Here is a 9,599-nt window from a genome sequence, read left to right as displayed (position 1 = left end):
ACAGATCGCTTGCTCGAAGGGAGGTCGGGTCCGTTCGTCAGGCGTTCGCGGCCTCGACGAGCTGCTCGAGGGTGCCGCGGTCGAAGCCTGCCAGGCCGAAGTCGGCGATGACCGCCAGGGGCATGTCCGTGGCCATGGCGAGCATCGACGGGTCGATCGGCGTCGCCTCCAGGGTGGGCCGGATCATCGCGCCCGCGACCGGGTGGGCCAGCGCCTCGCCCAGCGTCGACAGCTCGTGCAGGGGGAGGGTGACGTCCTCGCCGACGACGTCGACCGCGAGCTCGGCGCGCAGGTCGCGGGACGAGGCGCCCACGGCGACGCGGAACTCGCCGCCCTCCAGCACCCAGCGGCGCAGCACGGGGTGCCAGTAGGACAGGTCGCGGGCGTCGAGGTCGAGCGTCACGACCTGCGACGCGCCCGGCTCCAGGTGCACCTTCGCGAACGCCTTGAGCTCTCGCTCGGGGCGCTGCACCTGGGCCTGCGGGTCGCCGACGTACACCTGCACGACCTCCGCGCCCGCGACGGCGCCGGTGTTGGTCACGCGCACGGTGACGCGCACGCGGGTGTCGGCGCCGGAGCCGGTGACCTCCGCCGCGGCGTCGTCGTACGCGAACGTCGTGTAGGTCAGGCCGTGCCCGAACGGGTAGGCGACGTCGACCTTGCGGGCGTCGTACCAGCGGTAGCCCACCAGCACGCCCTCGCCGTAGCGCACGTGGCCGAGCTCGCCCGGGAAGTTCCCGAAGGCCGGGGTGTCCTCGAGGCGCAGGGGCAGGGTCTCGGTGAGCCGGCCCGAGGGTGCGACGGCGCCCGTGAGGACGTCGGCGACGGCGGAGCCGCCGGCCTGGCCGCCCAGCCAGCCGGTGAGCAGCGCGGGGGCGGCCTCCTGCCACGGGGCCACCGAGATCGCCGAGCCGCCGGCGAGCGCGACGACGACCCGCGGGTTCGCGGCGGCGACGGCGCGCAGCAGCGCGACCTGGTCGGCGGGCAGGTCGAGGTGGTCGCGGTCGTAGCCCTCGGACTCGTACGCGGCGGGCAGGCCGAGGAACACGAGCGCGGTGCGGGCGCCGCGCGCCGTCTCCACGGCCTCGGCGACGAGGGCGTCGGGGGAGCGGTCGTCGGCCGGGCCCTCGGCCAGCGTGTAGCCCGGGGCGAAGGGGAGGTCGGCGCCGGCGGCCGCGCGCAGCGCGGTGAGCGCGGCGTCGAGGCGAGTCGGGTTGACCTGCGAGGAACCGGCGCCCTGGTAGCGCGGGGTGCGGGCGAGCTCGCCGACGACGGCGACGTCGGCGAGGGCCTCGGGCGCCAGGGGCAGCAGGGGCGCGCCGTCGACCGGGTCGTTCTTGAGCAGCACCGTGCCCGCGGCGGCGGCCTCGCGGGCCAGGGCGTGGTGGGCGTCGACGTCGAACGACCCCGGGGCGTCCAGCGCCGGCAGGGAGCGGGCGACGAGGTGGAGCACGCGCCGCGCGGCCGTGTCCACGAGCGACTCGTCGAGCGCGCCGGCGCGCACGGCCGCGACGACCTCGGCGTCGGTGCGGCCGCCGGACGACGGCATCTCGAGGTCGAGCCCGGCGGCGACGCCCGCGACGCGGTCGCGCACGGCGCCCCAGTCGGACACGACGAGCCCCTCGAAACCCCACTCGTCGCGCAGCACGGTGGTGAGCAGCCAGTCGTGCTGCGAGGCGTAGACGCCGTTCACCTTGTTGTAGGCGCACATGACGGTCCACGGCTGCGCCTTCGTGACGACGCGCTCGAAGGCCGGCAGGTAGATCTCGCGCAGCGTGCGCTCGTCGACGTCGGCCGACACGCGCATCCGGTCGGCCTCCTGGTTGTTTGCGGCGAAGTGCTTGAGCGACGTGCCGACTCCGAGGGACTGGATGCCCTCGACCAGGGCCGTCGCGAGCTCGCCGGCCACCACCGGGTCCTCGGAGAAGTACTCGAAGTTGCGCCCGCACAGCGGCGACCGCTTGATGTTCACGCCCGGGCCGAGCAGGACGGCGACGTCGTTGGCGCGGGTCTCGCGGCCGAGCGCCTCGCCGACGCGGCGCAGCAGGTCGGCGTCCCAGGTGGACCCGAGCGCGGCGGCGGTGGGGAAGCAGGTGGCGGGCACGCTGTCGCCGAGGCCAAGGTGGTCCGCGCTCTCGTCCTGCTTGCGCAGCCCGTGCGGGCCGTCGGTGACCATGACCGACGGGACGAGGGTGGCGCCGTCGCGCTCGACCGGCTGCGTGTGCCAGAAGTCGGCACCGGAGAGCAACGAGGCCTTCTCCTCGAGCGTCAGCGTGGCGAGCACGCGCTCGACGTCGAACGGGCGGGCGGGGTGCTCGGGGCTGCTGTCCGCCGCGGTGGACGACGTGGTGGCGGGCACGGTCTGGTCGAGGGTCACGGGGGCGCTCCTGGGGTCGGCGACGGGCAACCCCTCCAGCGTAGCAAGAAACCTACCGTGCGGTAGGGAAATGGAGGATGCCTCAGATGGCGGCGGACCAGCGCCGTTCCACCACGTCGCGCACGCCGGTCGCCAGGGTGCGGGACGTGCCGTCCGGACCCAGGCCCGCCGAGGAGAGGAAGCGCTCGCGCGCGGCGTCGTCGTCGAGCACCCAGGTGACGACCTGCTCGGCGCCGTCGGTGCGGAGCCGGTCGACCGCGGCGGACAGCAGCCGCGAGCCGTGGCCGCCGCGCTGGTGCCGGGGCTCCACCTCGAGCGCCACGAGCTGGCCCGGGCCGACCGCCGCGAAGCCGACGACCTCGGGACCGTCGAGGGCGACGAGCACGGCGAAGCCCGGGCCCGGGGGCGCGGCGATCGCCTGCGCCCAGCGCTCGCGCATCGTGTCCGTGTCGAGCGCGTCGACGACGCCGTCGCCCAGCGCCGTCTCGTGCGTCGCGCGCCACGCCGACACCTGGACGCGGGTGACCGCGTCCTCGTCGCCGGGGACCGCCGGGCGGACCGAGACGTCGGCCGTCTCGCGGAAGAGTGCCATCGGGCCACCCTAGTGACCGCGTGCCCCCTGCGGGGCCGTCACCCCCAACCGAGGGCGCGCAGCCCCGCCGCGGTGGCGGCCGCGAGCACGACCACGAGGATGAACGGCGCCCGCAGCGCGAGGGCGATCGCGGCCACGGCGAGCGCGGGCACGCGGGCGTCGACCGCCAGGGCCTGGCCGTCGGCGAAGGTCTGCACCACGACGAGCGAGACGAGCAGGGCCACCGTGACGAGGGTCGACGTGCGCTGCACGCGCTCGGTCGCGAGCCAGTGCTCGGGGATGAGGTGGCCGGCGAGCTTCAGCCCGAAGCTGAGCAGGGAGGCGACCAGGACGGTCACCCACAGCACGGTGGTGGTCATGCGGCCTCCTCCCGGCCGCCCGGGGCGCCCGGTGCCGCGACCACGCCCACGACGATCGCGACCGCCGCGGCGGCCAGGACGGGCACGCCCGCGGGGACGACGGGGACGAGCGCGGCGGTGACGGCGACGGCGAGCGCGGCGACGACCTGCGCGCGCCGGGCCGCGAGGCGCGGCCACACGAGGGCGAGGAACGCGGCCCCGGCCGCCGCGTCCAGCCCCCAGGCGCGCGGGTCGCCGAGCGCGTCCCCGGCGAGCGCGCCCAGCAGCGTGAACGCGTTCCACAGGACGAAGACGCCGACGCCCGTGACCCAGAAGCCGGCGCGCGTCGCGGCGCGCTCCCGCTGGCCGACGGCCACCGCCGTCGACTCGTCGATCGTGAGCTGCGCCGCGGCGAGGCGTCGCCAGCCGCGCACCTCGAGCAGCGGCGCGACGACGGCGCCGTACAGGGCGTTGCGCACGCCCAGGAGGGTGGAGGTCGCCACGGCGGCGACGGGCGAGCCGCCCGCGGCGACGACGCCGATGAGGGCGAACTGCGACCCGCCCGAGAAGAGCAGGAGGCTGAGCGCCATCGTCTGCGGCACGCTGACGCCGGCCACGACCGAGAGCGCCCCGAACGAGATGCCGTACAGGCCGGTCGCGACCGCGACCGACGCCCCCTGGCGGACGGCGGACCGCACCGCCGGCGACTGCTGTCGTGAGCTCACGCGCGCCAGGTAACCACGACTCTCGTAGCGTGGAGAAATGCGGAGAGGGACGGCCGACGTGCGCGCGATGGCCGTCGCCGAGCGCTCCGAGCTCGCGGACTTCCTCGACACGCTCGACGACGACCTGTGGGCGACGCCCTCGCTGTGCGAGGGCTGGAGCGTGCACGACGTCGTCGCGCACGTCGTGAGCTACGAGGAGCACTCGCGGCGCGACCTGCTGCGCCGGCTCGCCCGGGCCCGGTGGCGGCCCGGCCGGCTCAACGACGTGGCGCTCGCGGAGTACCGGCACCTCACGCCCGCGGAGCTGGTCGCGTTCCTGAGGTCGCACCTCGAGCCGCGCGGCTCGACGGCCTCGATGGGCTACCGGGTCGGCATGGTGGACGCGCTGATCCACCACCAGGACATCCGCCGCCCGCTGGGCCGGCCGCGGGCCGTGCCCGCGGACCGGCTGCGGGTCGCCCTCGACTTCGCCGTCCTCGCGCCGCCCCTGCGGGGGTTCTGGCACGCGCGCGGGGTCCGCCTCGTGGCGACCGACGTGGGCTGGCGACGAGGCCGGGGACCCGAGGCGCGGGGGCCGGCGGAGGCCGTGCTCATGGCGCTCGCCGGCCGCCGAGGCGCGGCTCACGACCTGACGGGCCCGGGGCGCGAGGTCCTCGTCGACCGCCTCGGCTGATCCGTCCGGCGCTCAGAGCGCGACGTACACGGTCTCGAGGAACTCCTCGAGGCCCGCCTCGCCGCCCTCGCGGCCCAGGCCGGACTGCTTCATGCCGCCGAACGGGGCGCTCGCGTCGGAGACCATGCCGCGGTTGACGCCGATCATCCCGGCGTCGATCTCCGCCCCGACGCGCAGGGCCCGCTCCAGGGACGTGGTGTAGGCGTACGCGGCGAGTCCGTACTCGGTGTCGTTCGCGAGGGCGAACGCCTCGTCGTCGTCGGCGAACCCGACGACGGGCGCCACCGGGCCGAAGATCTCCTCGCGCACCGCCCGCGCGTCCCGGTCGACCCCGGCGAGCACGGTCGGCTCGAAGAACGTGCCCGGGCCGTCGGGGCGTCCGCCGCCCGTGAGCACCTGCGCGCCGCGGCCGCTGGCGTCGTCGACGAGCCCGGCCACCTTCTCGACGGCCTCGGCGTCGATGAGCGGGCCGACGTCGACGCCGTCCACGTCCCCGCGCCCCACGCGCAGGCTCGCGAACCGGTCCGCGAGCCGCTGCGCGAACTCGCGGGCGACGGAGTCGTGCACGAGGAAGCGGTTGGCCGCGACGCACGACTGGCCGGCGTTGCGGAGCTTCGCGACCGTCGCGCCCTCGACGGCGGCGTCGAGGTCGGCGTCGGCGAAGACGACGAACGGGGCGTTGCCGCCGAGCTCCATCGACGTGCGCAGGACCTGGTCGGCCGACTGCTTCAGCAGCGTCCGCCCGACGGCGGTGGAGCCGGTGAACGACAGCTTGCGCAGCCGGTCGTCGGTGAGCAGCGGCGCCACGAGGTCGCCCGAGCTCGCCGTGGGCACGACGTTGACGATGCCGGGCGGGAGCCCGCGCTCGACCGCCTCGGAGCGGATCACCTCCGCGACCAGCATCGTGGTGAGCGGGGTCTGGTGGGCGGGCTTGATCACGACCGGGCAGCCGGCCGCGAGCGCCGGGCCGATCTTGCGCGTCGCCATGGCGATCGGGAAGTTCCACGGCGTGATGAGGAGCGCCGGGCCCACGGGCCGACGGTGCACGAGCTGCCGGTTCGCGCCCGCGGGAGCGGTGCGCACGAGGCCCTCGGCCCGCACCGCCTGCTCGGCGTACCAGCGCAGGAAGTCGGCGCCGTACGCGACCTCGGCCCGCGCCTCGGCCAGGGGCTTGCCGCACTCGGCGGTGATGAGGGACGCGACGGCCTCGCTGCGCGCGACGAGCCGCTCGAAGACGGCGCGCAGCAGCTCGGACCGCTCGCGCGGCGCGACGGCGCGCCACGCGGGCGCGGCGTCGGCGGCCGAGGCGAGCGCCCGCCGGCCGTCCTCGGGGGAGGCGTCGGCGACGTCGAACAGCACCTCGCCCGTGGCGGGGTCGGTGACCTCGAAGGTCCTTCCGCCCGAGGCCGCGGTCCACTGGCCGTCGGCGAGCATGCCGGTCGGCAGGTGGGCCACGAGCGCGGGGGACAGCGAGCTCATGCCCCGAGTATGCACAGCACGTCGTCCGCTCGACACGCGGAACGCTCGCGCCGTCACCCGGCACCCGTCACCGACCCCCGTCGGCGTCCCCGCATCCCTAGGATCGCCGGATGGACGAACCGCGGGGCCGTCGCCCTCCGACCCTGCTCCTCCTCAACGGACTGCCGGGGGCGGGCAAGTCGACCGTCGCGGCGGCGCTCGCGGCCGGGCGGCCCGGCACGCTCGTCCTCGACGTGGACGTGGTCCGCACGCTGATCTCGGGTGACGCCGGTCCCGCAGCAGAGCCCGCCCGGCGCCTCGCCCTCGACATGGCGCGCTCGCACCTGCGGGCCGGCGCCGACGTCGTCGTCCCGCAGCTCGTGGCGCGACCCGACCAGGTGACACGCTTCGCACGGGCCGCCGCGGACGGCGGGGCGCGGTTCGTCCACGCGATCCTGCGGGTCGCGCCGCCGACGCTCGCGCGGCGGGTGGCGGCCGACCGCGCCTGCGGCCGTGCGGCCCAGCGCGCCGACCTCGACGACGCCGCGTGGGACGCCTACGCGGCGGGCCTGCGCGCGGTGGCCCTCGTGCCGGGAACGCTCGAGGTCGACGCCGACGCGACGGGCCTCCCGGACCTCGCGGCCCGGTTGGGCCGGCTGCTCGAGGGGTGAGTCCCGTCCGTCGCGCCCGGTCGCGCCCGGTACGGTTGACCTCATGACGCTCGCCCCTGCCGCCGCGCGCCCGTTCGGCGCCGTCCTCACCGCGATGGTGACGCCCATGACGCCCTCGGGCGACCTGGACCTGGATGCGGCGGTCAAGGTGGCGAAGCGCCTGGTGGACGACGGAAACGACGGGCTCGTCCTGTCGGGGACCACCGGCGAGTCGCCGACGACGCACGCCCCGGAGAAGGCCGACCTCGTGCGCGCCGTCGTGGACGCCGTCGGCGACCGGGCGTACGTCCTGGCCGGCGCCGGCTCCAACGACACCGTGCACGCCGTGCGCATGGCCGAGCAGGCGGCCGAGGCGGGCGCCCACGGCCTGCTCGTCGTCTCGCCCTACTACTCGCGACCGTCGCAGGAGGGCCTGTACCGGCACTTCGCGACCGTCGCCGACGCCACCGAGCTCCCCGTGATGCTGTACGACGTCCCGGGGCGCACCTGCGTGCGGATCGCGGCGTCGACCTACGAGCGCATCGCCCGGCACCCGCAGGTCGTCGCGACGAAGGACGCCACCGGTGACGTGTCGTCGGCCGCGCCCCTGGCGGCCGCGACCGGCCTCGCCTGGTACTCGGGGGACGACAGCCTGCTGCTGCCGTTCCTGTCCATGGGCGGCGCCGGCGTCGTGTCCGTCTCCGCGCACGTCGTGGGCGGGGCGTTCGCCGAGGTCGTCCGCCGCTGGGACGCCGGGGACGCCGCGGGTGCCCTGCAGGCGTACCTGCCCACCGTGCCCGTCATCGAGGCGCTCAACGGCGCCGGCGCGCAGGCCGTGATGGCCAAGGCCGCGCTCGAGGCGCTCGGCGTGCTCGACAACCGTGAGCTGCGGCTTCCCAACGTGGCCGCCTCCGAGGACGACGTCGCGCAGCTGCACGACGCCCTCGCGACGGCGGGCTACCTGAACGACGGCGTCCGCGCGGGCGCCACCACCCTTCCGTAAGACCTACCGGCAGTACTAGAGGCCAGGAGGCCCCGTGAGCCACCCTCACCCCGAACTTCCCCTGCCCCCCGTCCTGCCGTCGAAGGGGCTGCGCATCGTGGCCCTCGGCGGCCTGGGCGAGGTGGGCCGCAACATGGCCGTCCTCGAGTACGAGGGCCGCCTGCTGATCATCGACTGCGGCGTCCTCTTCCCCGAGGACCACCAGCCCGGCGTGGACCTGATCCTGCCGGACTTCGACTACATCTCCGACCGCCTCGACGACATCGAGGCGATCGTCCTCACGCACGGGCACGAGGACCACATCGGCGCCGTGCCCTACCTGCTACGGCTGCGCCGGGACATCCCGCTCGTCGGCTCGCGGCTCACGCTCGCGTTCGTCGAGGCGAAGCTCAAGGAGCACCGCATCAAGCCGGTGCTGCGCGTCGTCGCGGAGGACCAGACCGAGCGGTTCGGCCCCTTCGACTGCGAGTTCGTGGCCGTCAACCACTCCATCCCGGACGCGCTCGCGGTCGCCGTCACGACCGGCGCCGGCACCGTGCTGCACACCGGCGACTTCAAGATGGACCAGCTGCCGCTCGACGGCCGCGTCACCGACCTGCGCGCGTTCGCCCGGCTGGGCGAGAAGGGCGTCGACCTGTTCATGGTCGACTCCACCAACGCCGAGGTGCCCGGGTTCGTCACCAACGAGGTCGAGATCGGCCCGGCGCTGGACGCCGCCTTCGCCCAGGCGGAGAAGCGGATCGTCGTCGCGTCGTTCTCCTCGCACGTGCACCGCGTGCAGCAGGTGCTCAACGCCGCGCACGCGCACGGCCGCAAGGTCGCGCTGGTCGGCCGCTCGATGGTCCGCAACATGGGCATCGCCGCCGAGCTGGGCTACCTCGACGTGCCGCCGGGGGTCCTGATCGAGCTCAAGCAGGCCGCGAGCCTGCCCGACGACCGCATCGTCTACATGTCGACCGGCTCCCAGGGCGAGCCGATGGCCGCCCTGAGCCGCATGGCCAACGGCGACCACAAGGTCCAGGTCGGCCACGGGGACACCGTGATCCTCGCGTCCTCCCTCATCCCGGGCAACGAGAACTCCGTGTTCCGGGTCATCAACGGGCTCACCCGTCTCGGCGCGCGCGTCGTGCACTCCGGCAACGCCAAGGTGCACGTGTCGGGGCACGCGAGCGCCGGCGAGCTCCTGTACTGCTACAACGTGCTCAAGCCGCGCAACGTCATGCCGGTGCACGGCGAGGTGCGCCACCTCGTGGCGAACGGGGCGCTCGCCGTGCGCACGGGCGTCCCCGCCGACCGGGTCGTGCTCGCCGAGGACGGCGTCGTCGTCGACCTCGTGGACGGCAAGGCGTCCGTCGTGGGTGCGGTGCCGTGCGGGTACGTCTTCGTCGACGGCTCCACCGTCGGTGCGGTCACCGAGAACGAGCTCAAGGACCGCCGGACGCTGTCCGAGGAGGGCTTCGTCTCCGTCTTCGCCGTGGTCGACACGGCGACCGGCAAGGTGCTCGCCGGCCCCCAGATCCTCGCCCGCGGCATGGCGGAGGACAACGCGGTCTTCGAGGAGATCCAGCCCGACGTCGTGGCGGCGCTCGAGAACGCGATCGCCGGCGGCGCCACGGACACCTACCAGCTGCAGCAGGTGATGCGGCGCGTCATCGGGCAGTGGGTCAACCGGCGTCTGCGCCGCCGGCCGATGATCGTGCCGGTGGTCGTCGAGGCCTGACGGTCGGACGAAGGCCCTGGTCGGGTAGCACGAGCGGCGGGGCCGCGCCACGATGGGCGCGGC

General features: G+C 75.2%; 9 protein-coding genes. 4 read left to right on the top strand and 5 right to left on the bottom strand.

Going from position 1 to position 9,599, the window contains the following annotated elements:
* Positions 1 to 37: 37 nt before the first annotated feature.
* The 4 genes from ACFUVW_RS16770 to ACFUVW_RS16755 form a co-directional block, all read right to left on the bottom strand.
* The gene (locus ACFUVW_RS16770; RefSeq protein WP_430572456.1) at positions 38 to 2,377 is read right to left on the bottom strand and encodes a glycoside hydrolase family 3 C-terminal domain-containing protein; all 2,340 of its coding nucleotides are present in this window, start codon (positions 2,375 to 2,377) and stop codon (positions 38 to 40) included.
* An 82-nt stretch (positions 2,378 to 2,459) separates the two neighbouring features.
* Positions 2,460 to 2,969 carry a GNAT family N-acetyltransferase gene (locus ACFUVW_RS16765; RefSeq protein WP_430572455.1) on the bottom strand — a complete coding sequence of 170 codons (510 nt, stop codon included), beginning with the start codon at positions 2,967 to 2,969 and terminating at the stop codon, positions 2,460 to 2,462.
* Between the two features lie 38 nt (positions 2,970 to 3,007).
* Complete coding sequence (locus ACFUVW_RS16760) at positions 3,008 to 3,328, bottom strand: AzlD domain-containing protein (protein WP_430572454.1); 321 nt, start codon at positions 3,326 to 3,328, stop codon at positions 3,008 to 3,010.
* Positions 3,325 to 4,032: an AzlC family ABC transporter permease gene (locus ACFUVW_RS16755; RefSeq protein ID WP_430572453.1), complete on the bottom strand. Its 708-nt coding sequence runs from the start codon at positions 4,030 to 4,032 to the stop codon at positions 3,325 to 3,327. Before ACFUVW_RS16755 ends, ACFUVW_RS16760 begins: the two co-directional genes overlap by 4 nt.
* 37 nt (positions 4,033 to 4,069) lie before the next feature.
* On the opposite strand from ACFUVW_RS16755, the gene ACFUVW_RS16750 reads away from it, so the two are divergent.
* The gene (locus tag ACFUVW_RS16750; RefSeq protein ID WP_430572452.1) at positions 4,070 to 4,705 is read left to right on the top strand and encodes a maleylpyruvate isomerase family mycothiol-dependent enzyme; all 636 of its coding nucleotides are present in this window, start codon (positions 4,070 to 4,072) and stop codon (positions 4,703 to 4,705) included.
* A gap of 12 nt (positions 4,706 to 4,717) precedes the next feature.
* Here ACFUVW_RS16750 and ACFUVW_RS16745 read toward each other — a convergent pair whose 3' ends face one another.
* Positions 4,718 to 6,184 carry an NAD-dependent succinate-semialdehyde dehydrogenase gene (locus ACFUVW_RS16745; protein ID WP_430572451.1) on the bottom strand — a complete coding sequence of 489 codons (1,467 nt, stop codon included), beginning with the start codon at positions 6,182 to 6,184 and terminating at the stop codon, positions 4,718 to 4,720.
* A gap of 110 nt (positions 6,185 to 6,294) precedes the next feature.
* Here ACFUVW_RS16745 and ACFUVW_RS16740 point away from each other — a divergent pair, with 110 nt between their 5' ends.
* The 3 genes from ACFUVW_RS16740 to ACFUVW_RS16730 are packed head-to-tail and all read left to right on the top strand — an operon-like array spanning position 6,295 to position 9,536.
* A complete protein-coding gene (locus ACFUVW_RS16740) occupies positions 6,295 to 6,834 on the top strand; it encodes an AAA family ATPase (RefSeq protein WP_430572450.1) in 540 nt (179 codons plus the stop codon).
* 43 nt (positions 6,835 to 6,877) lie between these two features.
* The gene (gene dapA, locus ACFUVW_RS16735) at positions 6,878 to 7,816 is read left to right on the top strand and encodes a 4-hydroxy-tetrahydrodipicolinate synthase (protein WP_430572449.1); all 939 of its coding nucleotides are present in this window, start codon (positions 6,878 to 6,880) and stop codon (positions 7,814 to 7,816) included.
* Positions 7,817 to 7,850: 34 nt separating this feature from the next.
* Positions 7,851 to 9,536: a ribonuclease J gene (locus ACFUVW_RS16730; protein ID WP_430572448.1), complete on the top strand. Its 1,686-nt coding sequence runs from the start codon at positions 7,851 to 7,853 to the stop codon at positions 9,534 to 9,536.
* Positions 9,537 to 9,599 lie beyond the last annotated feature (63 nt).

It is taken from the genome of Isoptericola sp. NPDC057391 (assembly GCF_042668085.1).
In the GTDB taxonomy this organism is placed as follows: domain Bacteria; phylum Actinomycetota; class Actinomycetes; order Actinomycetales; family Cellulomonadaceae; genus Isoptericola.
This window is presented reverse-complemented; position numbering and strand designations above follow the sequence as displayed.

What these genes read in the sequence shown, in the direction of transcription:
- ACFUVW_RS16745 (WP_430572451.1), bottom strand. Translation starts at nt 6,184, where the DNA reads ATGAGCTCGCTGTCCCCCGCGCTCGTGGCCCACCTGCCGACCGGCATG.
- ACFUVW_RS16765 (WP_430572455.1), bottom strand. Translation starts at nt 2,969, where the DNA reads ATGGCACTCTTCCGCGAGACGGCCGACGTCTCGGTCCGCCCGGCGGTC.
- dapA (WP_430572449.1), top strand. Translation starts at nt 6,878, where the DNA reads ATGACGCTCGCCCCTGCCGCCGCGCGCCCGTTCGGCGCCGTCCTCACC.
- ACFUVW_RS16750 (WP_430572452.1), top strand. Translation starts at nt 4,070, where the DNA reads ATGCGGAGAGGGACGGCCGACGTGCGCGCGATGGCCGTCGCCGAGCGC.
- ACFUVW_RS16740 (WP_430572450.1), top strand. Translation starts at nt 6,295, where the DNA reads ATGGACGAACCGCGGGGCCGTCGCCCTCCGACCCTGCTCCTCCTCAAC.
- ACFUVW_RS16760 (WP_430572454.1), bottom strand. Translation starts at nt 3,328, where the DNA reads ATGACCACCACCGTGCTGTGGGTGACCGTCCTGGTCGCCTCCCTGCTC.